This window comes from Paracoccus luteus, from assembly GCF_004522155.1.
GTDB lineage: Bacteria > Pseudomonadota > Alphaproteobacteria > Rhodobacterales > Rhodobacteraceae > Paracoccus > Paracoccus luteus.
In genome coordinates this window covers 190,554-212,774 of record NZ_SDEA01000003.1, presented here as the reverse complement: position 1 = coordinate 212,774, position 22,221 = coordinate 190,554, and the positions used below count along the sequence as shown (strand labels likewise).

The window sequence follows — 22,221 nt, the reverse complement described above, 5'->3', positions numbered from 1 at the left end:
GTCCCGCCGCCGGCCAATGCCACCACCGCGCGACCTGCCGCATCGTCCTGCCCCTGCCTGCGGAACCTGCGGGGCGGGCGGCGGGTTCGGGCCTCGCCCAGCCCACCGGAGGAACCATGCCGCCGCGCGATTTCGTCACCAGCCACCGGTTCCCGCGTCCCTCCCGGCCCGAGGGCGAACGCCCCGCCTTTCCCCGCTGGCCGGTCATCGGCATCTTCCTGATCCTGGGGTTCGGCTTCATCGCCGAGGCGCGCAGCTTCCTGATGCCGGTCACGCTGGCGTTCCTGCTGTTCTTCGTCTTCGTGCCGTTCCGCCGGTTCATGTCGCGCCGGGGCATCGGCGCGTCGGTCACGGCCGGAATCGTGGTCGTGGGGCTGGTGCTGGGCATCGCGGTGCTGGGCTATCTGGTGTCGGGGCCGGTCGGCACGCTGATGGCCAACAGCGACACCATCGGCGCCCGGCTGGAAGACCGCTTCCAGACCATCCGCGAAAGCTTTCGCGGGATCGAGGAGGCCGCCGCCAAGCTGGACGAGATCTCGTCGGGTGGCGCCGCCCCCGAGGAACCCGCGCCGGGCGCGGCCCCCGTCCCGCCCGGCGGCGCGCCGGGCAACGTCGCGGTGCAGACCGCGACCGACGGCGACGCGCAGACCACCACGGTGGCCGCCCCCGGCGGCGCGGCGGCGACGGCGACGATGACGACCACGACGGCCCCCGGCGGCGCCGCCCCGGTGACGACGACCCAGGACATCCGGGTCGAGGTGGACAGCAGCGACGGCCCGTCCACCCTGCAGCAGGCGCTGACGATGGGGCCGGACATCGCCGGGCAGATCATCTTTACGCTGGTCCTGCTGTTCTTCATGCTCAGCGCGGGCGACCTGCTGTATCTCAAGATCGTGCAAAGCTTCGAGACGATGAAGGAAAAGCGCGCCGCCTATCTGGCGCTGCGCGAGATCGAGGACCGGCTGGGCACCTATCTGGGCGCGATCACGATGGTCAACCTGGGCCTTGGCCTTGCCATCGGGCTGGCGATGTGGGCCTGGGGGATGCCCAGCCCGATCCTGTTCGGCGTCGCGGGGTTCGTGCTGAACTATATCCCCTATATCGGGGCGATCCTGGGCACCGTCGTGTCGGCCGTGGTCGCGCTGCTGGTGTTCGACGATCTGTGGTCTCCGATCATGGTCGGGCTGACCTTTCTGGGCCTGACCGCGGTCGAGGGGCAGTTCGTGACGCCCTATTTCGTCTCGCGCCGGTTGCAACTGAACGAAGTCGTCGTGTTCCTGACCGTCGCCCTGTGGGCGTGGCTGTGGTCGATCCTGGGCATGGTCGTGGCGGTCCCCACGCTGGTCGTGCTGCGGGTGCTGGCCGACCACATCCCGGGGCTGGAAAAGTTCGGCAACTTCCTGGCCGGCGAAGACCCGCCCGAGCTGGAGGACGAGGACGAGGACGAGGCCCGCGAGATCGTGGACGAGGGCGAAAAGGCCGACACGATGGAGGAGGCCGCCGTCGCCACCCACGAGCTTGCGCCGGAATCCGACCTGATCCCGCGCGACGCCGACCGCACGCCGGGCAGCGCGGCACGGGCGGGCGGCGAGGCGGGATAGCGCAGGGGGAGCGAGGGGGGGCGCGCGCAAGGCACCCATCCCGCGCCGTTGTGCCGAGGCCCCCGTGGGCGGTGCGTGCAAGGCAAGCACCCGCGCGGTTGCCGCGACCTTGTTGGGTGCGTGTTCACATGCACCCAACGTTGCCGCGCCCCGCTTGGGCGGTGCGTGTGAACACGCACCCTACACCGTTAAGCAACGTAGGGTGCGTGTTCACACGCACCATTCCCCGCAGCCCCCCACGCCGCCGCCACAACCCAGCCCCGCCCGCATCCCCCTTGCATCGCGCCCCGTGCTTCGCTATATCCCCCTCGACAGCGGCGCAGGCGTCCAAACCCTGCCCACCGGACGCATCCGCACGGGCCGCCCAGACGGCCCGTTTTTCATTTCAGGGATCGGAACATGACCGACCTCATCGCCAAGACCGCCATCGACCGGCGCCTGGCCGAGATCATCCAGCCGGTGATCGAGGATCTGGGCTTTGAACTGGTGCGCCTGCGCCTGCAGGGCGGCCGCACCGCCACGCTGCAGATCATGGCCGACCGCCCCGAGGGCGGCATCAACGTGGACGACTGCGCCGACATTTCGACCGCCGTCAGCGCCACGCTGGACGTCGAGGATCCGCTGGAGGACGCCTTCCACCTGGAGGTCAGCAGCCCCGGCATCGACCGGCCGCTGACCCGGCTGAAGGACTTTGCCACGTTCGAGGGCTATGAGGCGCGGGTCGAGACGAACCAGCCCATCGACGGGCGCAAGCGCTTCAAGGGCGTTCTGGCAGGCGTCGAGGGCGACGAGGTGCTGCTGAACATCGAGGACCGGGGCGAGACCCACACCATCGGCCTGAACTTTGACTGGCTTTCCGACGCCAAGCTGGTGCTGACGGACGAGCTGATCGCGCTGATGCTGCGCGAACGCAAAGAGGCGGGCACCCTGCCGCCGGGGGCCGAGGCGGGCGCGGGGATCGGCGACGGCATGGCCGCCGACCTGGACGAAAGCGCCTTTGACGAGATCGAAACCGAACAGCCCGGCGACGACGCCGACGACAAGGAGTGAGTGATGGCGATCACCTCTGCCAACCAGCTTGAACTGCTGCAGACCGCCGAGGCGGTGGCGCGGGAAAAGATGATCGACCCCGGTCTGGTGATCGAGGCGATGGAGGACAGCCTCGCCCGTGCGGCCAAGTCGCGCTATGGCGCGGAGATGGACATCCGGGTCAGCATCGACCGCAAGACCGGCAACGCGCGGTTCACCCGCGTCCGCACCGTGGTCGAGGATGACGCGGTGGAAAACTATCAGGCGCAGTTCAGCGCCGCCGACGCGCGCCCCTATTTCGCGGCCGGCAAGGGCCAGTCGCGCTGGCTGCGCGAGGGCGCGGCGCTCGGCGATTTCGCAGGCGCCCCGCAGGTCGGCGACGTGTTCGAGGAGCAGGTGCCCCCGGTCGAGCTGGGCCGCATCGCCGCGCAGTCGGCCAAGCAGGTCATCCTGCAGCGCGTCCGCGAGGCCGAGCGCGACCAGCAGTATGAAGAGTTCAAGGACCGCGCCGGGACGATCATCAACGGCGTCGTCAAGCGCGAGGAATACGGCAACATCATCGTCGACGTGGGCCGCGGCGAGGCGATCCTGCGCCGCAACGAAAAGATCGGCCGCGAAAGCTATCGCCCGAACGACCGCATCCGCGCCTATGTCAAGGACGTGCGCCGCGAGACGCGCGGCCCGCAGATCTTCCTGTCGCGCACCGATCCGCAGTTCATGGCCGAGCTGTTCAAGATGGAGGTGCCGGAAATCTATGACGGCGTCATCGAGATCAAGGCCGTGGCCCGCGATCCCGGTTCGCGCGCCAAGATCGCGGTGATCAGCTATGACAACTCGATCGACCCGGTGGGCGCCTGCGTCGGCATGCGCGGCAGCCGCGTGCAGGCCGTGGTGGGCGAGCTGCAGGGCGAAAAGATCGATATCATCCCGTGGTCCGAGGATCAGGCGACGTTCCTGGTGAACGCGCTGCAACCGGCCGAGGTCGCCAAGGTCGTCGTCGATCCCGACGCCACCCGGATCGAGGTCGTGGTCCCCGAGGAACAGCTGAGCCTCGCCATCGGCCGCCGCGGCCAGAACGTGCGGCTGGCGTCGCAGCTGACCGGGCTGGACATCGACATCCTGACCGAGGAGGAGGAGTCCAAGCGCCGTCAGGCCGAGTTCAACACCCGCACCCAGCTGTTCATGGAGGCGCTGGACCTGGACGAGTTCTTCGCCCAGCTGCTGGTCGCCGAAGGCTTCACCAACCTGGAAGAGGTGGCTTACGTCGAACTGGACGAACTTTTGTCCATCGACGGCGTGGACGAGGGCACGGCCGAGGAATTGCAGGCCCGCGCCCGCGACCACCTGGAGGCCGCGAACCGCCGCGCGCTGGAGGCCGCCCGCGAACTGGGCGCCGAGGACAGCCTGATCGCGTTCGAGGGGCTGACCCCCCAGATGGTCGAGGCGCTGGCCAAGGACGGCGTCAAGACGCTGGAGGATTTCGCCACCTGCGCCGACTGGGAACTGGCCGGCGGCTGGACCACCCAGGACGGCCAGCGGGTCAAGGACGACGGTTTGCTGGAACCCTTCGGCATCGATCTGGAACAGGCGCAGGACATGGTGATGACCGCCCGCGTGATGCTGGGCTGGGTCGATCCCGACGAGCTGCACCCCGCCGCCGACGGCGAGGCCGAGGACGAAGCCGAGGGCGCAACCCCGGAGGCCGGGGTGTAACGCCCCGGATCGCCGCTTGACGCGCGGGGGACGGACCAAGGATCGCGAGACGCCGGAACGGCGGTGCATCGTCACCGGCACGGTTCAGCCCAAGCATGGGCTGATCCGTTTCGTCGCCGGCGCCGACGGCATGGTGGTGCCCGATCTGGCCGAAAAACTGCCCGGCCGCGGCTTCTGGGTGGCCAGCGACCGCGCGTCGCTGGAAAAAGCTGTCGCCAAGGGTCTGTTTTCCCGCGGCGCGAAGGCCCAAGTAAAGGCAGAGCCGGATCTGGTGGACGCAATCGAGGCGGGACTGGCCCGCCGCGTGGTCGAACTGGTGTCGCTGGCACGCAAGGCCGGCGATGCCGTCGCCGGATTCGAGAAGGTCAAGGATTGGCTGGCCGCGGGCAAGGCAAAGGTCTTGCTGCAGGCCAGCGACGGTTCGGACCGTGGCAAGGGCAAGTTGTGGACGCCGCCCGGCGGCCGCTGGTTCGGATGCCTCACGGCGTCCGAAATGGGTTTGGCATTCGGGCGCGATCATGTCATACACAGCGCGCTCGCGCGTGGGGGCCTGACCGACAAGGTGATCAGGGACGCCAGCAGACTGAACGGTCTGCGCGGGCATGACGGCAGTTTGGCTGCCGAGAAGGATTCGAGAGCGGATGAGCGATAAAGACGGAAAGAAACCCCTGGGTCTGGGCGGCGGCGGAACCGGCCGTTCGGGACAGGTGAAGCAGAGCTTCAGCCACGGGCGCACGCATAACGTGGTGGTCGAGACCAAGCGCAAGCGCGTCGTGGTGCCCAAGCCGGGTGCCGCGGGTGCCGCTGGCGCGGTTCCGCCGCGTCCCAACTCGCCCGCCGCGGTCGCCTCCGACCCCTCGAAGCGCCCGGCCGGGATCACCGAGGCCGAGATGGAACGCCGCCTGAAGGCGCTGGCCGCCGCCAAGTCGCGCGAGGCCGAGGACAACGCCCGCCGCGCCGCCGAGGAAAAGGCCCGCGAGGAGGAACGCGACCGCCGCCGCGCCGAGATCGAGGCGAAGGAGCGCGAGGAGCGCGAACGCGAAGAGGCGCTGAAGGCCAAGGCCGAGGAAGACGCCCGCAAGCTGCGCGAAGAGGCGCTGCGCGCCCAGAAAAAGGCCGAGGTCACCGCCAAGCCGGGGCAGCCCGCGTCCACCGACCGCGCCACCGCCGAGGCCGCGGCCGCGCGCGCCGAGACCAAGGGCGTGGCCTCGGCGCCGCGCCGGACCGACCGCGACCGCCGCGACACCGGCGGCGACAGCGACGCCAAGGCCAAGGCCAAGGCCGACGACAACCGCCGCACCGGGCGGCTGTCGCTGACCCAGGCGCTGTCGGGCGACGGCGGCCGCGTCCGCAGCCTTGCGGCCATGAAGCGCAAGCAGGAAAAGGCCCGCGCCAAGGCGATGGGCCAGGCGCATCGCGCCGAAAAGCAGGTGCGCGACGTCCAGCTGCCCGAAACCATCATGGTGGGCGAGCTGGCCAACCGCATGGCCGAGCGCGTGACCGAGGTCATCAAGTCCCTGATGAAGATGGGCATGATGGTCACGGCCAACCAGGCCATCGACGCCGACACCGCCGAGCTGGTGATCGAGGAGTTCGGCCACAAGACTGTCCGCGTCAGCTATTCGGACGTCGAACAGGTGATCGACACCGTCGATGACCGCGACGAGGATCTGCAGTCGCGCCCGCCGATCATCACGATCATGGGCCACGTCGACCACGGCAAGACCTCGCTCTTGGACCGCATCCGGCAGGCGAACGTCGTGTCGGGCGAGGCCGGCGGCATCACCCAGCACATCGGCGCCTATCAGGTGACGACGGAAAGCGGCTCGCTGCTGACCTTCCTGGACACGCCCGGCCACGCCGCCTTCACGTCCATGCGGGCGCGGGGGGCCAACGTGACCGACATCGTGGTGCTGGTCGTGGCCGCCGACGACGCGGTGATGCCGCAGACGGTCGAGGCGATCAACCACGCCAAGGCCGCGGGCGTCCCGATGATCGTGGCGATCAACAAGATCGACAAGCCCACCGCCAACCCCCAGAAGGTCCGCACCGACCTGCTGCAGCACGAGGTCGTCGTCGAGGCGATGTCGGGCGACGTGCAGGACGTCGAGGTTTCGGCCGCGACCGGCCAGGGCATCGACGAGCTGCTGGAGGCCATCGCGCTGCAGGCGGAAATCCTGGAGCTGAAGGCCAACCCGACCCGCGCCGCCCTTGGCGCCGTGATCGAGGCCAAGCTGGACGTCGGCCGCGGCCCGGTCGCCACGGTTCTGGTCCAGAACGGCACGCTGAAGCAGGGCGACATCTTTGTCGTGGGCGAACAGTGGGGCAAGGTCCGCGCGCTGATCGACGACAAGGGCGAACGCGTGTCCCGGGCCGCGCCGTCCGTCCCGGTCGAGGTGCTGGGCCTGAACGGCACCCCCGAGGCGGGCGACGTGCTGAACGTGGTCGAGACCGAGGCGCAGGCCCGCGAGATCGCGGATTACCGGATCACCGCCGCCAAGGACAAGCGCGCCGCCGCCGGCGCCGCCACCACGCTGCAGGAACTGATGGCCAAGGCGAAAGCCGACGAATCGGTCGCCGAGCTGCCGGTGGTGGTCAAGGCCGACGTGCAGGGTTCGGCCGAGGCGATCGTCCAGGCGCTGGAAAAGGTCGGCAACGACGAGGTGCGGGTCCGCGTCCTGCATTCCGGCGTCGGCGCGATCACCGAAAGCGACATCGGCCTGGCCGAGGCAAGCGGGGCGCCCGTCATCGGCTTCAACGTCCGCGCCAACGCGCCGGCGCGCAACGCCGCGAACCAGAAGGGGGTCGAGATCCGCTATTACGCGATCATCTATGACCTGGTGGACGACATCAAGGCGGCGGCCAGCGGGCTGCTGTCGGCCGAGGTGCGCGAGAACTTCATCGGCTATGCCGAGATCCGCGAGGTCTTCCGCGTCACCGGCGTCGGCAACGTTGCGGGCTGTCTGGTGACCGAGGGCGTGGCGCGCCGGTCGGCGGGCGTGCGCCTGCTGCGCGACAACGTGGTGATCCACGAAGGCACGCTGAAGACGTTGAAAAGGTTCAAGGACGAGGTCAAGGAAGTCCAGTCGGGCCAGGAATGCGGCATGGCGTTCGAGAATTACGACGACATCCGCAAGGGCGACGTCATCGAAATCTTCGAGCGCGAGGAAGTGCAGCGCCAGCTGTGATTTTCCCCGCCAGCGAATGCAAGGGCCGCCCGAAAGGGCGGCCTTTTGCGTCTGCGGGGATGCGCGTGGCTTGAGGCGGCACCATGCGGGATCGGGCAGGTCGACGGGTCCGGTCAGGCGGACACGACCACCGCGCGCGGCATGGGGGAAAGCCTGTCCGCGTGACAGCGGGGCATAAAAAAGGCGCCCCGGTCGGGACGCCATCGCAAGGGATGATCGGTCCGGGCCGGGCGGGTCCGGTCAGGCGGACGCGACCACCGCGCGCGGCAGGGGGAAGTGTCCGCGTGACGCAGGGGCGCGCCCCGTCGATGCGCCATCGCAAGGGATGATCGGTCCGGCCCCTGGCGGGTCCGGTCAGGCGGATGCGACCACCGCGCGCGGCATCGCCGGGAAGCGTGCCCGCGTGGCGCAGGGGCAAAAAAAGGGCGCCCCGGTCGGGACGCCATCACAAGGGTTGATCGGTCCGGCCCAGGCAGGTCCGGTCAGGCGGATACGACCACCGCGCGCGGCATGGGGGAAAGCCTGTCCGCGTGACAGCGGGGCATAAAAAAGGCGCCCCGGTCGGGACGCCAGGCGATCAACGCCGCTGTGTTGGCGTCAGCGTTTTACCGGCTTGCCGACATAGGTCTGGTCGCCGACGCGCACGGCGATTTGACCATCGCCCAAGTCGCGTTCGAACATGCCCTGGACCGAAATGCAGCTGCCGACCGTAATCGTGCGAATCAACTCGCGACCCTCCTTGCGCCTGCAGGCACCCGCCGCAGGGATAGGTCAAGTTATACATGACAAAAGTTTAGTAGACCATGAATGACGCGGAACCATGCGCGATTGCTGAAAGTTGACGCAAATCCGTCACAGCGTCCGAAAGTCGCATGGTCACAGCCAGTCGCGCAGAATCGGGATCAGCGGCAGGTCCGCGGGCGGCATCGGATAGCGGGTCAGCTCGCCCGCCCGCGCCCAGGCCAGCGCCTGCCCCTCGCGCCCGTGCGGCGTGCCCTGCCAGCGGCGGCAGGCGAACAGCGGCATCAGCAGGTGGAAATCCTCATAGGCGTGGCTGGCGAAGGTCAGCGGCGCCAGGCAGCTGTTCCAGGTCTGGATGCCCAGCTCTTCGTCCAGCTCGCGGATCAGGGCGGCCTCGGGCGTTTCGCCCGCGTCTACCTTGCCGCCGGGAAACTCCCACAGCCCCGCCAGCGGCTTGCCGGGCGGACGCTGCGCCAGCAGCACCCGCCCGTCCGCGTCGATCAGCGCGACCGCCGCGACCAGCAGCAGTTTCACGACCGGTAATCGGCGTTGATGTCGATATACCGATGGGTCAGGTCGCAGGTCCACACGGTCGCGCGGCCGTCGCCCAGCCCCAGATCGACGCCGATCACCAGCTCGGGGCGTTTCATATAGGCGCTGGCCGCCCCCTCGTCATAGCCGGGGGCGCGCCAGCCGTTCTCGGCCAGCACCATGTCGCCAAAGCGGATCGCCAGGCGGTCGCGGTCGGCCTGCGCGCCCGACTTGCCGACCGCCGCCACGACCCGGCCCCAGTTGGCGTCCTCGCCCGCCAGCGCGGTCTTGACCAGCGGGCTGTTGGCGATCGACAGCGCCACCTTTCGCGCGTCGCCGGTGCTGGCGGCGCCCGTCACCGCCACCTCGACGAACTTGGTCGCGCCCTCGCCGTCGCGGACGACCTGCTGGGCCAGGTCCAGCATCACCCGCCCCAGCGCCGCCTGAAAGTCGCGGGCGACCTTGCCGCGCATGTCGGTGATCGGCGCGGCCGCCGATTTCCCCGTCGCCGCCAAGATCAGCGCGTCGCTGGTGGATGTGTCGCTGTCCACGGTGATGGCGTTGAACGTGGCGTCCATGTGCTTGCGCAGCATCCGCTGCAGCAGCTTGGGCGCGACGGACGCGTCGGTGAAGATATAGACCAGCATCGTCGCCATGTCGGGCGCGATCATCCCCGACCCCTTGGCGATGCCCGCGATGCGGATCGGGCCGCCGTCGCCCGCGATCTCGGCCGCCGATCCCTTGGGGAAGGTGTCGGTCGTCATGATGGCGCGGGCCGCGTCGGCGATGCCGCCCGCGTCCAGCCCGGCGCGCAGATCGTCCACGATGGCCACGATGCGCTCGGCCGGCAGCGGCTCGCCGATGACCCCGGTCGAGGACGAGAACACCCGGCCGGCCGGCACCCCCAGCGCCTTGGCGACCGCGCCCGTCACCGCATCGACGCCGCGCTGGCCCTCGGCCCCGGTAAAGGCGTTGGCGTTGCCCGAGTTGACGACGATGGCCGCCCCCGCCGCGCTGTCCGGCGTGCCCGCCAGCTTGTCCTGGCAGTCGAGGATGCAGGCGGCGCGGGTGGACGAGCGCGTGAACGCGCCCGCGATGGCGGTGCCCGGCGCCAGCCGGACCAGCATCACGTCGGTGCGGCCCTGATACTTGATCCCGGCGGCGCCAGCGGCGAACTCGACCCCGTCGATGGCGGGCAGGTCGGGAAAGGCCGCGGGCGCCAGCGGCGACACGGCAAAGCGTTTCGCGGCGGGCTGTGCGGGTGCAGGGGCTGGTGCAGCTGCGGCGGATGCAGCGGCGGCGGGTGCAGAGACGGGTGCAGGGGCGGCATCGGACCCCGCCTTGCCGGTCCGGTTCGCCCGTGCGGCCTTGCGGGCCTGCCTTTCGGCGGCCTTGGCCTCGGCCTTGCCTGCCTTCTCGGCGGCCTTCGCAGCCTCGCGCGCGGCCTTGCGGGCCGCCTTTTCCGCGGCCTTGTCAGTGGCCTTGCCGGCCGCCTTGTCGTCCGGCTTTCCACCGGCCCGACCAGCCTTGCCGCCCGCCTTGCCGCCCCCCTTGCCTGCGCCCGCCTTGCCGCCCGTCTTGCCCGGCCCGGCCTTCTTGTCCTCGCTCATGCTCACTTCTCCAGCAGGGCGGCGTCGTTCAGCGTCGCGGGGTCGATGCCCGGCACCTTTTCGATGGCGGCGCGGCCGACCTCGGACTGGATCGCGGCCTCGACCCGCTCGCGGCGGACCTGCATCGCAAGCTGGTCCTTGATCGTGTCGAACTCGGGCGCGGCCTGGGTGCGGGTGTCGTTCAGCTTGATGACGTGCCAGCCGAACTGCGACTGGACGGGGGCCGATACCGCGCCTTTTTCCAGCGCGACGACGGCATCGGCGAACGGCTTGACCATCATGTCGGGGGTGAACCAGCCCAGGTCGCCCTTGTTCGGGCCGCTGTTGTCGGTGGACCGCTCCTCGGCCAGCGTGCCGAAGTCGGCGCCTTTGGCCAGCTCGTCGGCGATGGCCTTGGCGGCCTCCTCGGTTTCAACAAGGATGTGGGCGGCGCTGTATTCGGTCTTGGGTTCGGCCTGCGCGGGGAACGCCTTGTCATAGACCGCGCGCAGCTCGGCGTCGGTCGGCTCGGCCGCGGCGATGCGTTCCATCGCGGCCCCCGACAGATAGGCGCGCCGGTCGATGTCCAGCGCCGCGCGGTCGCGGGCGGTCATCTGGCCCTGTCCCAGCTGCGCCACGGCGGTCTGGCGGATCATCTGGTCCAGCATCAGGTCGTAAAGCGCCGCCGCCGGCATCTCGGCCACCGCCTGGTCGTGCAGCCCGGATTTCATCGCGATCATCTGGCCCAGGGTGATCGTCTCGCCGTTGACGGTGGCGACGACGGTGTCGGCGCTTGCAGGCCCCGTCGCGGGGGCGGCGGTCGTCACGGTGGGGGCGGCGGCCGGGGCGGCCGGGGGGGCGGCTTGCGCGTCGGCGGGCGCGGGCGTCTGCGCCATCGCGGGCGCGGCGCAGGCCAGCGCCGCGACAAGGGCGGCGGACAGCGTCGTCGAACGGGTCGCAAGCTTCATGGGAAATCCCTTTCCGGGCTGGCGCATGACGGCCTGTTGACCGGGCGGCAGCGTTGACAGTGGTGGTGGCGGGGCCTACATCCGGCGCAACCGAAAATGCGCGCCCGCCGCCGATTTTCCGGCCTGTGATAGGGCAAGGCCATCGGTCGGGGCAAGTGGGCCAGCGCGCCCGCGGCGCCACAGACCCGACAAGGACAACATGCTCGGCATCGGCAATCTCGCGAAAAAGGTCTTTGGCACGCCGAACGACCGCAAGGTCAAATCCGTCCGTCCGCTGGTCGCGCAGATCAACGCGCTGGAACCGCAGATCCAGGCGTTGTCGGACGCCGACCTGATCGGGCGCACCCGCACCCTGCAGGGCCGCGCCCAGTCGGGCGAGCCGCTGGACGCGCTGTTGCCCGAGGCCTTCGCCACCTGCCGCGAGGGGGCGCGCCGCGCGCTGGGCCTGCGCGCCTTCGACACGCAGCTGATGGGCGGCATCTTCCTGCACCAGGGCAACATCGCCGAGATGAAGACCGGCGAGGGCAAGACGCTGGTCGCGACCCTGCCCGCCTATCTGAACGCGCTGGCGGGCAAGGGCGTCCACATCGTCACCGTCAACGACTATCTGGCGAAACGCGACGCCGACTGGATGGGCAAGGTGTTCACCCAGCTGGGGATGACCACCGGCGTCGTCTATCCGTTCCAGGGCGATCAGGAAAAGCGCGCGGCCTACCGCGCCGACGTGACCTATGCCACCAACAACGAGCTGGGCTTCGATTACCTGCGCGACAACATGAAGGCGTCCATCGACGAGATGACCCAGCGCGGCCATTTCTTTGCCATCGTGGACGAGGTCGATTCGATCCTGATCGACGAGGCGCGGACGCCGCTGATCATCTCGGGGCCCAGCCAGGACCGCAGCGACCTTTACAAGCTGCTGGACCAGATCATCCCCGAGGTCACGCCCGAGCATTTCAAGCTGGACGAAAAGACCCGCAACGCCACCTTTACCGAGGATGGCAACGAGTTCATGGAACAGCGCCTGCAGTCGGCGGGCATCCTGCCCGACGGGCAGACGCTGTATGACCCGGAATCGACGACCATCGTCCACCACGCCAACCAGGCGCTGCGGGCGCACAAGCTGTTCCACCGCGACCAGAACTATATCGTCAAGGACGGCGAGGTGGTGCTGATCGACGAGTTCACCGGCCGGATGATGGCCGGCCGCCGCCTGTCGGACGGGCTGCACCAGGCGATCGAGGCGAAGGAGGGCGTCGAGATCCAGCCCGAGAACGTGACGCTCGCCAGCGTCACCTTCCAGAACTATTTCCGCCTTTACGACAAGCTGGCGGGCATGACCGGCACCGCCGTCACGGAGGCCGAGGAGTTCGCCGAAATCTACAAGCTGGGCGTGGTCGAGGTGCCGACCAACCGCCCCGTCGCCCGCGTGGACGACCACGACCGCGTCTATCGCACCGCGTCCGAGAAATACGCCGCCGTGATCGAGGCGATCAAGGAGGCGCACGGCCGCGGCCAGCCGCTGCTGGTCGGCACCACCAGCATCGAGAAATCCGAGATGCTGTCGGACATGCTGGGGCGCGAGGGCATCCCCCACAACGTCCTGAACGCCCGCCAGCACGAGCAGGAGGCGCAGATCGTCGCCGACGCGGGCAAACCCGGCGCGGTCACCATTGCCACCAACATGGCCGGGCGCGGCACCGACATCCAGCTGGGCGGCAACGTCGAGATGAAGGTGCTGGAGGCGCTGAAGATCGACCCCGAGGCCAACCCCGACGCGCTGCGCGCCCGGATCGAGGCCGAACACGCCGCCGACAAGCAGGCGGTGCTGGCATCCGGCGGGCTTTACGTCCTGTCCACCGAACGCCACGAAAGCCGCCGCATCGACAACCAGCTGCGCGGCCGGTCCGGCCGGCAGGGCGATCCGGGGCGGTCGCTGTTCTTCCTGTCGCTGGAAGACGACCTGATGCGGATCTTCGGGTCCGAGCGTCTGGACAAGGTGCTGTCCACGCTGGGCATGAAGGAAGGCGAGGCGATCATCCACCCGTGGGTGAACAAGTCGCTGGAACGCGCGCAGGCCAAGGTCGAGGGGCGCAACTTCGACATCCGCAAGCAGTTGCTGAAGTTCGACGACGTGATGAACGACCAGCGCAAGGCGATCTTTTCGCAGCGGCTGGACATCATGCATTCCGACGACGTGGCCGACATCACCCGCGACATGCGCCATCAGGTCATCGACGACCTGGCCGCCCAGTTCATGCCCGAACGCGCCTATGCCGAGCAGTGGGATCTGAAGGGACTGAAGGCCGCCGTGGTCGAGCGGCTGAACATGGACCTGCCGGTCGAGGAATGGGGCGCCGAGGACGGGGTGGACCAGACCGCCCTGCGCGAGCGCGTCACCGCGGCGACCGACGCCTATATGGCGCAAAAGGCCGAGCAGTTCGGCCCCGAGCAGATGGCCCAGATCGAGAAACAGGTGCTGCTGCAGGCCATCGACGCCAAATGGCGCGAGCATCTGGTGACGCTTGAGCATCTGCGGTCGGTCGTGGGGTTCCGCGGCTATGCGCAGCGCGACCCGCTGTCGGAATACAAGACCGAGAGCTTCCAGCTGTTCCAGTCGCTGCTGGACGGGCTGCGCGGCGACGTGACGCAGCAGCTGGCCCGCATCCGTCCCCTGACCGACGCCGAGCGCGAGGACATGATGCGCCAGTATCAGGCGCAGCTGGCCCAGCAGGCCGGTTCAGCGGTGGCCGTCCATCAGGACGCCGAGGCCGCCGACGTGGCGGGCGCCGCGCCCGGCTTTGACGCGAACGACCCCACCACCTGGGGCGATCCGGGGCGCAACGACCCGTGCCCCTGCGGTTCCGGCGAGCGGTTCAAGAACTGCCACGGCCGGCTGGTCTGAGCCGGGGTTCGGGGGCACTGCCCCCGGCCCTGCGGGCCTCCCCCGGGATATTTTTGCAAGAGAGACAGGGCCCGGGCGGGTCGGTTTGCGCGGGCTTGCCGGGGGGCGTGGGCAGGTTGGTCTGACGGTCCCGGCGGGCTGCTGTCCCGCAGGCCGGAGGGAACACGCCGATGACGAACCTGCCCGCCTCGCTTGCGGCCTATGGGCTTGCGGCGCTGGCCGAGATTGCCGGATGCTTTGCGTTCTGGGCCTGGCTGCGGCTGGGACGCCCGGTCCTGTGGCTGGTGCCCGGCGTCGCCGCCCTGATGCTGTTCGCGTGGCTGCTGACGCAGGTCGATGCGGGCTTTGCGGGCCGTGCCTATGCGGCCTATGGCGGGGTCTATATCGCCGCGTCGGTCGCCTGGCTGTGGGCCGTCGAGGGCCAGACGCCGACGCGATGGGATGTGGTCGGGGCGGCGGTCTGCCTGGCCGGGATGGCCATCATCCTGATCGGGGGGATGGTTCGGGACTGACCGCGGGGGATTCGCCGCGCGGCGGGAACGCTCAGCGCCCGCGCAACCTGCCCGCGGCCGCGGCCAGCAGCAGCGCCGCCGTGCCGGCGCGGGTCTGGCGATAGACCCCCAGCCGCGCCAGCCGCGCCGCCGCGGCCGGGCCGGGGGCGGCCAGCGTGCGGCCGAACTGGTCCAGCACCGCGCGGTTCGCGTCGGTCAGCATCGGCGCAACCGCCCGCAGCGCCGCGTGGTTGGCCGCCAGCCACGCGCCATAATCGCCCGCCCCCAGCATCGCCAGCCGCGCCGCCCGCGCGCGCAGCGTGTCGTTGCGCCCCATGACGTTCCGCGGATGCTGGCGATACAGCACAGTCTGCGCCGGATCGCGCAGGACGACGCCCCCCGCGCCCGCGATCAGCTGATAGGTGAACCAGTCGTGCGACACCACGCCGGCGCGCGCCGCAGCCGGGGCCGCGCGCGCCAGCAGCGCCGCGCCCGCGGCGTTGACCAGCGTGGTGTTGCCCGGCGTGCAGGCCTGGACCAGCGCGTTCAGGAACGACGCCGGGCGGGTATACAGCGGCGCCGGGCGGATCGGGGTCAGGTCACCCGCGCACAGCATGGTGCGGCAGGCGTGCAGGGCGGGGCGTGCGGCGGGCGCGGCCGGGTCTGGCATCGCGCCGCCAGTGGCATCCGCCACGGCGGGGTTGAGGGCGAACGGCGGCGCATGGCGCGCGGGTCCGACCGGATCCGGCGCGGGCGGTTTGTCGGAAAGCGCCGTGGGTCCGCCCGCACCCGGCGCGGGCGGTCTGTGCGAAAGCGCCGCGAGGCCGCCCGCATCCGGCTCGCGCGGTCCCCCCGAACGCGCCGCGAGGCCGCGCGCATCCGGATCGGGCGGGCCGTCCGAAAGCGCCGCGAGGCCCCCCGCATCCGATCCCGGCGATTCCCCCGAAAGCGCCGCGAGGCCGCGCGCCAGGCGGTCGGGCAGCCAGACATCGTCCTGATCGCACCAGGCCAGCCATTCCCCTTGGCGCAGTTGCCCCAGCAGATGCAGGAAGTTGCGCGTGGCGCCTTGGCGCGGGCCGTCGATCAGCGTGACCTCGTGGCCCGGGTTCTCGGCGGCGAAGGCCCGGACGATGGCGCGGGTGCCATCGCGCGAGCCGTCGTCGGACACCACCAGCCGCCAGTCGGTCACGCTTTGGTCGCGGATGCTGTCCAACTGGGCGCGCAGGAACCGCGCCCCGTCGAAGGTCGCCATCAGGATCGCGATTCGGGGACGCGCGGCCAGCATGCGCCCCCGGTATCGCCTGCAAGGCATCTGCGCCAGCCGGGCGCCTAGCGTTCCTGTCGGGCAATGTCGCCGATCAGGATGTCGGCGATCTCGGGCACCACGCCCTGCGCCGCGCCCAGCAGCGCCGAGCGCAGCACCCGCAGATGCGCCTCGGCGGTGAAATTGCCGTCGAAACCGCCGGTGTTGGCGTGGATCAGCAACTGCCGCAGCAGCGCGTCGCGCAGCTTGTGTTCATGGGCATGGACCGTGTCGGTCGATGCCTGCGGCATCTCGGCGGTCAGGGTCAGGACCATCGTGCTGTCAAGGCGGCCGTCGTGCAGCAACGGGACGAAGAACTGCTGCGGGAACCTGAACCATGCCGCGGCCGCGGTGTCGCCCGCGCCATCCGCCGCCGCGGGCGCCGCGCCGTGCCCGTCCGCAGCCGGCGCGCCGTGACCGGCATCCGCAGCGGGCGCGTCATGCCCCGCATCTTTCGCGGCCCCCGCATCGTCCCCGGCCCCGGCGGCTGCCTGCGCCTCGGCCGCCGGGTCGCCGCGCAGCAGGTCGCCGCCCACCGCGCCGCCCGCAAAGGCCAGCACCGGCAGCAGCAGTTTCAGGATCTTGCCGATCATCGCGCCCCCTCAATACGGCAGGATGACGTCGGCCAGCTGCTGGCCATAGCGCGGCTGCTGGACCTCGCTGATCTGCCCGCGCCCGCCATAGCTGATGCGCGCGCCCGCGATGCGATCATAGGCCACCTCGTTCTCGCGCGAGATGTCGGAGGGGCGGGCGAAGCCGCTGACGGTCAGTTCGCGGACCTCATAGTTGACGCGCACCTCTTGCGTGCCCTGGATGTGCAGCACGCCGTTCGGCAGCGTGTCGATCACCGTCGCCGCGACCCGCAGCGTCAGCTTGTCGCGCCGCGAGATGTTGCCCTGACCCTTGAAGGTCGAGGCCGATTTCGCCTCGGCCAGCTCGTCCATGCTGGCGCCTTCGGGCAGGATGTCGTCGATGCGCTGGGGGATGCCCATCATCGACGGGATGCCCACCTTTTCCGACGCCGCCCGCGACCGGCCGGAGCTGTTCTGGATCTCGGCCCGGTCGTCGATCTCGATCACCACGGTCAGGATGTCGCCGCGGGTGCGGGCGCGGCGGTCGCCGACCAGCGACATCTGCTGGCCCGACCACAGCGAGGCGCCGCTGTCGGGGCGCGCGCCGATGTCGGCCAGCGGCACCACCGGCTCGGCCATCGCTTGGAACTCGGCGCTGGAATGGGGCTCGGTCATCGGCGGCACCTGTCCGATCTGCTGGACGCGGCCGCAGCCGGCCAGGGTCAGGCCCAGGCACAGCGCCGGGATGACAAGTCGGGACGGGAAACGGGATGCAAAACGCGGCATGGGGCGGTCCTTAGCGGCTGGCGACGGTCACGGTGCCGTCGGGATTGATGCGGGCGCTGAGCGTCGCCCGCGAGGAGAGGTTCATCACCCGGATCACGTCGCCGGCGCCGCCGGCGCCCAGCGCGCGGCCCTCGGTCTCGATGCGCAGGGCGGCGCTGTCATAGGCCAGTGTCACCAGCTGGTTGCGCGCGACCAGCGTGGGCGTGGTCAGCTGCGCGGCCAGGATCGGGCGGCCCTGATAGATGGCGACGCGGGTCTGGCGGCCGATCACCTCGGGCGGAAGGGGACCGGCGCGGGGGGTGACGGCGTGGGTCACGTCGGCGGCGGTCAGGACGGTGCCCGCGGGCAGGGTGCGCGCGGCGACGCTTTCGTCGGCGGCGGCGGCCAGCGGCCACAGCGCCAGCAGCGGCGGGGCCAGCATGGAAGCGGCCAGCAGCGAACGCGCCAGCAGGGTCGGGGCCAGCATCAGGATCGGTCGGCCCATCAGCGCACCTGCACCGTGGCGCCCAGCATCTGGTCGGCGGCGGTGATGACCTTCGAGTTCAGCTCGTATCCCCGCTGCGCCTTGATCAGTTCCGAAATCTCGCGCACCGGATCGACCGAGCTGTCTTCCAGGTAGCCCTGCCGCAGCATCCCCAGCCCCTGTTCGCCCGGCACCGCGATGTTGGGCGCGCCGGATGCCGGGGTCTCCAGGAACAGGTTCGATCCCGTCGCCTCCAGCCCCTTTTCGTTGACGAAACTCGCCAGCGTGATCTGTCCCAGGTTCTGCGGCTCGACCTGGTCGTTGAAATAGGCGAACACCTCGCCCGCCGCGCTGACCGATACGCTGCGCGCCTCGGGGGGGATGGTGATGCCGGCGGCCAGCGGGAACCCGTCCGAGGTCACGATCTGCCCTTCGGCCGACCGTTTCAGCCCGCCGTCGCGGGTATAGCCCGAGGCGCCGGATGGCAGCGTCACCTCGATATAGCCGGTCCCGTCGATGGCCAGGTCGAGGTCGCCCCCGGTCTGGCTGAGCGAGCCTTGCGCGGGCATGAAGGTGACGGCGGTCGGGCGCACGCCCAGCCCCATCTGCACCCCCGCAGGCACCATCGTGCCATCCGCGCCGGAGATCGTGCCGGGCCGCTGCGCCTGCTGATAGGCGAGGTCGGCGAACTCGGCCCGCCGCGCGTTATAGCCGGTGGTCGACATGTTGGCGAGGTTGTTGGAAATCACCTCGACCCGGGACTGCTGGGCGGCCATGCCGGTCGCCGCGATCTGCAATGCTCTCATCTGCGGGGGCTTTCTCAGCGGGTGGTGGCGACCAGGACGGCGCGGATGCGCTGGTCCTCGCCGTCAAGGAAGGACTGGCCCAACTCATAGGCGCGCTGGACCTCGATCATGCGGGCGATTTCCAGCACCGGGTTGACGTTCGAATCCTCAAGGAAACCCTGCCGCACCGTCGCCTCGGGCAGGGGCTCGGCGCCGTCGGCGGCAAACAGCGTGCCGCCCTCGTGGGTCAGGCGCGACGGGTCGGGCTGGGCAAAGACGCCGACCCGGCCCAGCGGCTGGCCGTCGGCGGAAATCGTGCCGTCGACCGCCACGCCGATGCCGCGCGTGCCCGGCGGCACCGCGATCGGGGCTTGGCCCTCGTCCAGCAGGCGGTGGCCGTCGGCGTTGATCAGCTCGCCCTCGGCCGAGGTCAGGAACGCGCCGGCGCGGGTCAGGCGGTTGCCCTGCGCCGTCGCCACCATGAAGAAGCCCTCGCCCTCCAGCGCCAGATCCCAGGTGCCGCCGGTCTGCGTCAGCGCGGCGTGGGTCAGGTCCACCTCGCGGCCGCGGGCGTTGGCCATCGACAGCGTCTCGCCGCGCCCGTCCAGCGCGGTCATGTGTTCGGAAAACACCACCCCCTCGCGGCGGAACCCGGTGGTCGAGGCGTTGGCCATGTTGTTGGCCACCGTCCGCATCTCGCGCATCAGCCCCGACTGGCGGGTCAGCGCGGCATAGATCGCGTTGTCCATCACATCCCCGCCACAATGGGCAGGATCTGGCCGGCAAAGAACCCCGCCAGCGTCGAGGTCATGAAGCTCATCGTGACCCAGAACACGGCCAGCATCAGCCCGACCTTGGGGACGAAGGTCAGCGTCATCTCCTGCACCGAGGTCAGCGCCTGGAAAAGGCCGATCGCCACGCCCGCGACCAGCGCCACGACCAGCAGCGGGGCCGACATGCGCACCGCGATCCACAGCGCCTGCCGGGTGACGTCAAAGATCAGGTTCTCGTCCATCAGACCGGCATCCTCAGGATTTCCTGATACGCCTCGACGACCTTGTCGCGGATGGCGACGGCGGTTTCCAAGGCGATCTGCGCCTCGGCGATGGACTGGACCAGCGTCTGGGTGTCGGACCGGCCGGTCATCGCGCCGACGGCGGCGGCGTCGGCTTGGTCCATGACGCGGGCGAAATCCTGGGCGGCCGCGGTCACGGGGCCGGCGCCGGGGGCGGGGCCGGCGTGGGCGCGCGCCTCGGCATAGGCGCCGGCGACGCGGCCGCCCGACTGCAGTGCGGCAGAGGTCAGCGAGATCATGGTGGTGCCCCTTTCTAGCGGCGGATCAGGTCCAGAAGCGCCGAGGACATCTGGCGCGACTGTTCATAAATCTTCAGGTTCGCCTCATAGCTGCGCGAGGCTTCGCGGGCGTCGGCCACCTCGATCACCAGATCGACGTTCGAGCCGAGGTAATAGCCGTCCGCGCCCGCCATCGGGTGGCCGGGATCGTGGATCTTGGGCAGTTCGGTCCGGTCGGGCAGGGTGCGGCTGGCGGCGACGGCCCCCGTCTCGCGGCCGAAATCCCGGTCGGGGCGAAAGGCGACCAGCTTGCGGCGATAGCCGGGCGTGTCGGCATTGGCGATGTTCTCGGAAATGTGGCGCAGGCGCACGCCCTGCGCGCGCATTCCCGACGCGGCCAGATCGGTGGCGGACAGACCCCCCATCGTCAGCCCCGCCGCCCGATGGCCGTGCGCATCAGCGACAGCCCCGACTGATAGATCGTCAGCGACAGGTCGAACGACCGCTTGGCGCTGGCGGCGCGGATCATCTCATCCTCAAGCGAGACGGTGTTGCCGTTCGGCGCAGGCTCGCCCCCCGCGTCGACCGGGCGGCCTGCGGCGGTGCCCCAGCGGCCGGGTTCCACATGCCCCGCGCGGGTGGCGCGCAGGCCGGTCGCGGGCTGGTCGCGCCAGATGTCGGAAAACGCGCGCAGGTCGGCGGCGCGATAGCCGGGCGTGTCGGCGTTGGCGACGTTGCGGGCCACGGCCTGCTGGCGGGCGCTGGCGTGGGCGCCCAGGTCGCGCGCCAGCCGGATCGTGTCGATTTGTCCAAACAAAGAGGCTTCTCCTCTGCCGCGATAAACCGGGTCTTAACCCCCGAAGGTTTAGAAACCGTTTCGAGCGGGGCGTTTTCCGCAGCCGCCGGGGGAAAAGAATTGGACAGGATCGCATCCATCGCCGCCCGCATCCGCCGCCTGCGGCTGGCCCGCCATTTCGGCCGCGTGACCGCGATCCGCGCCGGCGTGGTCGAGGTGGCGGGGCTGAACCATTCCGCAAGCGTGGGCGATCGCGTGGTTTTCCTTGACGGCGCCCTTGCCGGAGAGGTGGTGGGCCTGACCCCCGACGCCGCCCAGATCCTGCCCGAGGGGGCGACCGACGGGCTGTCCATCGGCGCGCTGGCGGAACTGTTGTTCGCGCCGACCATCGCGCCCGATGATTCGTGGGTCGGGCGCATCGTCGATCCGTTCGGCCGGCCGCTGGACGGCCGCGCGCTGGCGCCCGGCCCCGCCGACCGGGCCTTTCGCGCGGCCCCGCCGCCCGCCGCCTCGCGCAGGCGGCTGGGGGCGCGTCTGGACACCGGGCTTGCCGTCTTTGACACGCTGCTGCCGGTGGTGCGCGGCCAGCGGATCGGGCTGTTCGCGGGATCGGGGGTGGGCAAATCCACGCTGCTGTCGGCGCTGGCCCGCGGGGTCGCCGCCGATGTCGTGGTCATCGCCATGATCGGCGAGCGCGGGCGCGAGCTGCGCGAGTTCGTGGAATCGACCCTCGGCCCCGCCGGCATGGCGCGGGCGGTGGTCGTCGCGGCGACCTCCGACCAGTCGCCCTTGATGCGGCGGCGCTGTGCCTGGGCGGCGATGGCGGTGGCCGAGCATTTCCGCGACGCCGGCCGCCACGTGCTGTTCCTGGCCGATTCGATCACCCGCTTTGCCGAGGCGCACCGCGAGATCGCGCTGGCATCGGGCGAGGCGCCCAGCTATCGCGGGTTCCCGCCCTCGACCTCGCAGATGATCATGGCGCTGGCGGAACGGTCGGGGCCGGGCCCCGAGGGGGCGGGCGACATCACCGCCATCTTCAGCGTGCTGGTCGCCGGGTCCGACATGGAGGAGCCGGTCGCCGACATCCTGCGCGGCGTGCTGGACGGCCATGTGGTGCTGGACCGCGCCATTGCCGAACGCGGGCGGTTCCCGGCCATCGACGTGCTGCGTTCGGTGTCGCGGTCGCTGCCGCATGCGGCGTCGGACGCCGAGAACGGGCTGATCCAGCGGGCGCGGACGGCGCTGGGCACCTATGCCGAATCGGAATTGATGATCAAGGCGGGGCTTTACGCCCCCGGTTCGGACCCGCGGCTGGACGAGGCGGTCAAGCTGTTCCCGGCGCTGGACGCCTTTGTCGCACGCGCGGCCCCGGATGGCGCGGGGCAAAGCTTTCGGCTGCTGTCGGACGCGCTGACCCTGCGCGGCCGCCTGCCCGGCCCGGCCCGCGCATCCGCGTGACGGGCGCGC

The 22,221-nt window shown here is 70.3% G+C and carries 22 protein-coding genes; 8 read left to right on the top strand and 14 right to left on the bottom strand.

Annotated features, from left to right (window positions below; genetic code table 11):
* Positions 1 to 116: 116 nt before the first annotated feature.
* The 5 genes from EPA64_RS05935 to infB all read left to right on the top strand — a co-directional run bounded on the left by EPA64_RS05935 (position 117) and on the right by infB (position 7,531).
* Complete coding sequence (locus EPA64_RS05935; protein ID WP_134725317.1) at positions 117 to 1,601, top strand: AI-2E family transporter; 1,485 nt, start codon at positions 117 to 119, stop codon at positions 1,599 to 1,601.
* A gap of 399 nt (positions 1,602 to 2,000) precedes the next feature.
* The gene (rimP, locus tag EPA64_RS05930) at positions 2,001 to 2,651 is read left to right on the top strand and encodes a ribosome maturation factor RimP (protein WP_134725316.1); all 651 of its coding nucleotides are present in this window, start codon (positions 2,001 to 2,003) and stop codon (positions 2,649 to 2,651) included.
* 3 nt (positions 2,652 to 2,654) lie between these two features.
* Positions 2,655 to 4,343, top strand: a complete 1,689-nt coding sequence (nusA, locus tag EPA64_RS05925; protein WP_134725315.1) for a transcription termination factor NusA — start codon at positions 2,655 to 2,657, stop codon at positions 4,341 to 4,343.
* A gap of 16 nt (positions 4,344 to 4,359) precedes the next feature.
* A complete protein-coding gene (locus tag EPA64_RS05920; protein ID WP_134725314.1) occupies positions 4,360 to 4,995 on the top strand; it encodes an RNA-binding protein in 636 nt (211 codons plus the stop codon).
* Positions 4,985 to 7,531, top strand: coding sequence for a translation initiation factor IF-2 (gene infB / locus EPA64_RS05915; RefSeq protein WP_134725313.1), 2,547 nt, complete (start codon positions 4,985 to 4,987; stop codon positions 7,529 to 7,531). Before EPA64_RS05920 ends, infB begins: the two co-directional genes overlap by 11 nt.
* A gap of 597 nt (positions 7,532 to 8,128) precedes the next feature.
* Here the strand turns inward: infB and EPA64_RS16885 are convergent.
* The 4 genes from EPA64_RS16885 to EPA64_RS05900 form a co-directional block, all read right to left on the bottom strand.
* Positions 8,129 to 8,257, bottom strand: coding sequence for a hypothetical protein (locus EPA64_RS16885; protein ID WP_281278545.1), 129 nt, complete (start codon positions 8,255 to 8,257; stop codon positions 8,129 to 8,131).
* A gap of 150 nt (positions 8,258 to 8,407) precedes the next feature.
* Positions 8,408 to 8,806: a (deoxy)nucleoside triphosphate pyrophosphohydrolase gene (locus EPA64_RS05910; protein ID WP_134725312.1), complete on the bottom strand. Its 399-nt coding sequence runs from the start codon at positions 8,804 to 8,806 to the stop codon at positions 8,408 to 8,410.
* A complete protein-coding gene (gene argJ / locus EPA64_RS05905) occupies positions 8,803 to 10,035 on the bottom strand; it encodes a bifunctional glutamate N-acetyltransferase/amino-acid acetyltransferase ArgJ (protein ID WP_134725494.1) in 1,233 nt (410 codons plus the stop codon). Before argJ ends, EPA64_RS05910 begins: the two co-directional genes overlap by 4 nt.
* 380 nt (positions 10,036 to 10,415) lie before the next feature.
* The gene (locus EPA64_RS05900; RefSeq protein WP_246026632.1) at positions 10,416 to 11,360 is read right to left on the bottom strand and encodes a peptidylprolyl isomerase; all 945 of its coding nucleotides are present in this window, start codon (positions 11,358 to 11,360) and stop codon (positions 10,416 to 10,418) included.
* Between the two features lie 199 nt (positions 11,361 to 11,559).
* Here EPA64_RS05900 and secA point away from each other — a divergent pair, with 199 nt between their 5' ends.
* Complete coding sequence (gene secA, locus EPA64_RS05895) at positions 11,560 to 14,265, top strand: preprotein translocase subunit SecA (RefSeq protein ID WP_134725311.1); 2,706 nt, start codon at positions 11,560 to 11,562, stop codon at positions 14,263 to 14,265.
* Between the two features lie 170 nt (positions 14,266 to 14,435).
* A complete protein-coding gene (locus tag EPA64_RS05890; protein ID WP_134725310.1) occupies positions 14,436 to 14,777 on the top strand; it encodes a YnfA family protein in 342 nt (113 codons plus the stop codon).
* A gap of 31 nt (positions 14,778 to 14,808) precedes the next feature.
* Here the strand turns inward: EPA64_RS05890 and EPA64_RS05885 are convergent, their stop codons facing one another.
* The 10 genes from EPA64_RS05885 to EPA64_RS05840 are packed head-to-tail and all read right to left on the bottom strand — an operon-like array spanning position 14,809 to position 20,775.
* Positions 14,809 to 16,041 carry a glycosyltransferase gene (locus EPA64_RS05885; RefSeq protein WP_167626596.1) on the bottom strand — a complete coding sequence of 411 codons (1,233 nt, stop codon included), beginning with the start codon at positions 16,039 to 16,041 and terminating at the stop codon, positions 14,809 to 14,811.
* Between the two features lie 44 nt (positions 16,042 to 16,085).
* Positions 16,086 to 16,652 carry a hypothetical protein gene (locus EPA64_RS05880; RefSeq protein WP_134725308.1) on the bottom strand — a complete coding sequence of 189 codons (567 nt, stop codon included), beginning with the start codon at positions 16,650 to 16,652 and terminating at the stop codon, positions 16,086 to 16,088.
* Between the two features lie 9 nt (positions 16,653 to 16,661).
* A complete protein-coding gene (gene flgH / locus EPA64_RS05875) occupies positions 16,662 to 17,417 on the bottom strand; it encodes a flagellar basal body L-ring protein FlgH (RefSeq protein WP_134725307.1) in 756 nt (251 codons plus the stop codon).
* 10 nt (positions 17,418 to 17,427) lie between these two features.
* Complete coding sequence (gene flgA / locus EPA64_RS05870) at positions 17,428 to 17,901, bottom strand: flagellar basal body P-ring formation chaperone FlgA (RefSeq protein WP_246026631.1); 474 nt, start codon at positions 17,899 to 17,901, stop codon at positions 17,428 to 17,430.
* Positions 17,901 to 18,686, bottom strand: a complete 786-nt coding sequence (flgG, locus tag EPA64_RS05865) for a flagellar basal-body rod protein FlgG (protein ID WP_134725306.1) — start codon at positions 18,684 to 18,686, stop codon at positions 17,901 to 17,903. Before flgG ends, flgA begins: the two co-directional genes overlap by 1 nt.
* A 14-nt stretch (positions 18,687 to 18,700) precedes the next feature.
* Positions 18,701 to 19,414, bottom strand: a complete 714-nt coding sequence (locus EPA64_RS05860; protein WP_134725305.1) for a flagellar hook-basal body complex protein — start codon at positions 19,412 to 19,414, stop codon at positions 18,701 to 18,703.
* Positions 19,414 to 19,680, bottom strand: coding sequence for a flagellar biosynthetic protein FliQ (locus EPA64_RS05855; RefSeq protein WP_134725304.1), 267 nt, complete (start codon positions 19,678 to 19,680; stop codon positions 19,414 to 19,416). Before EPA64_RS05855 ends, EPA64_RS05860 begins: the two co-directional genes overlap by 1 nt.
* Positions 19,680 to 19,979, bottom strand: coding sequence for a flagellar hook-basal body complex protein FliE (gene fliE, locus EPA64_RS05850; RefSeq protein ID WP_134725303.1), 300 nt, complete (start codon positions 19,977 to 19,979; stop codon positions 19,680 to 19,682). Before fliE ends, EPA64_RS05855 begins: the two co-directional genes overlap by 1 nt.
* Before the next feature lie 14 nt (positions 19,980 to 19,993).
* On the bottom strand, positions 19,994 to 20,383 hold the full coding sequence (gene flgC / locus EPA64_RS05845; protein WP_134725302.1) for a flagellar basal body rod protein FlgC: 390 nt from the start codon (positions 20,381 to 20,383) through the stop codon (positions 19,994 to 19,996).
* Positions 20,384 to 20,385: 2 nt separating this feature from the next.
* A complete protein-coding gene (locus EPA64_RS05840) occupies positions 20,386 to 20,775 on the bottom strand; it encodes a FlgB family protein (protein ID WP_134725301.1) in 390 nt (129 codons plus the stop codon).
* 108 nt (positions 20,776 to 20,883) lie between these two features.
* On the opposite strand from EPA64_RS05840, the gene EPA64_RS05835 reads away from it, so the two are divergent.
* On the top strand, positions 20,884 to 22,212 hold the full coding sequence (locus EPA64_RS05835) for a FliI/YscN family ATPase (RefSeq protein ID WP_134725491.1): 1,329 nt from the start codon (positions 20,884 to 20,886) through the stop codon (positions 22,210 to 22,212).
* Positions 22,213 to 22,221 lie beyond the last annotated feature (9 nt).

Excerpts from the sequence above, each read along its gene's own strand:
- infB (WP_134725313.1), top strand. The coding sequence starts at position 4,985 with ATGAGCGATAAAGACGGAAAGAAACCCCTGGGTCTGGGCGGCGGCGGA.
- flgC (WP_134725302.1), bottom strand. The coding sequence starts at position 20,383 with ATGGGGGGTCTGTCCGCCACCGATCTGGCCGCGTCGGGAATGCGCGCG.
- secA (WP_134725311.1), top strand. The coding sequence starts at position 11,560 with ATGCTCGGCATCGGCAATCTCGCGAAAAAGGTCTTTGGCACGCCGAAC.
- flgA (WP_246026631.1), bottom strand. The coding sequence starts at position 17,901 with ATGGGCCGACCGATCCTGATGCTGGCCCCGACCCTGCTGGCGCGTTCG.
- EPA64_RS05885 (WP_167626596.1), bottom strand. The coding sequence starts at position 16,041 with ATGCTGGCCGCGCGTCCCCGAATCGCGATCCTGATGGCGACCTTCGAC.
- EPA64_RS05860 (WP_134725305.1), bottom strand. The coding sequence starts at position 19,414 with ATGGACAACGCGATCTATGCCGCGCTGACCCGCCAGTCGGGGCTGATG.
- rimP (WP_134725316.1), top strand. The coding sequence starts at position 2,001 with ATGACCGACCTCATCGCCAAGACCGCCATCGACCGGCGCCTGGCCGAG.
- flgH (WP_134725307.1), bottom strand. The coding sequence starts at position 17,417 with ATGCCGCGTTTTGCATCCCGTTTCCCGTCCCGACTTGTCATCCCGGCG.
- fliE (WP_134725303.1), bottom strand. The coding sequence starts at position 19,979 with ATGATCTCGCTGACCTCTGCCGCACTGCAGTCGGGCGGCCGCGTCGCC.
- EPA64_RS05880 (WP_134725308.1), bottom strand. The coding sequence starts at position 16,652 with ATGATCGGCAAGATCCTGAAACTGCTGCTGCCGGTGCTGGCCTTTGCG.
- flgG (WP_134725306.1), bottom strand. The coding sequence starts at position 18,686 with ATGAGAGCATTGCAGATCGCGGCGACCGGCATGGCCGCCCAGCAGTCC.
- nusA (WP_134725315.1), top strand. The coding sequence starts at position 2,655 with ATGGCGATCACCTCTGCCAACCAGCTTGAACTGCTGCAGACCGCCGAG.
- EPA64_RS05935 (WP_134725317.1), top strand. The coding sequence starts at position 117 with ATGCCGCCGCGCGATTTCGTCACCAGCCACCGGTTCCCGCGTCCCTCC.
- EPA64_RS05900 (WP_246026632.1), bottom strand. The coding sequence starts at position 11,360 with ATGAAGCTTGCGACCCGTTCGACGACGCTGTCCGCCGCCCTTGTCGCG.
- EPA64_RS05855 (WP_134725304.1), bottom strand. The coding sequence starts at position 19,680 with ATGGACGAGAACCTGATCTTTGACGTCACCCGGCAGGCGCTGTGGATC.
- EPA64_RS05890 (WP_134725310.1), top strand. The coding sequence starts at position 14,436 with ATGACGAACCTGCCCGCCTCGCTTGCGGCCTATGGGCTTGCGGCGCTG.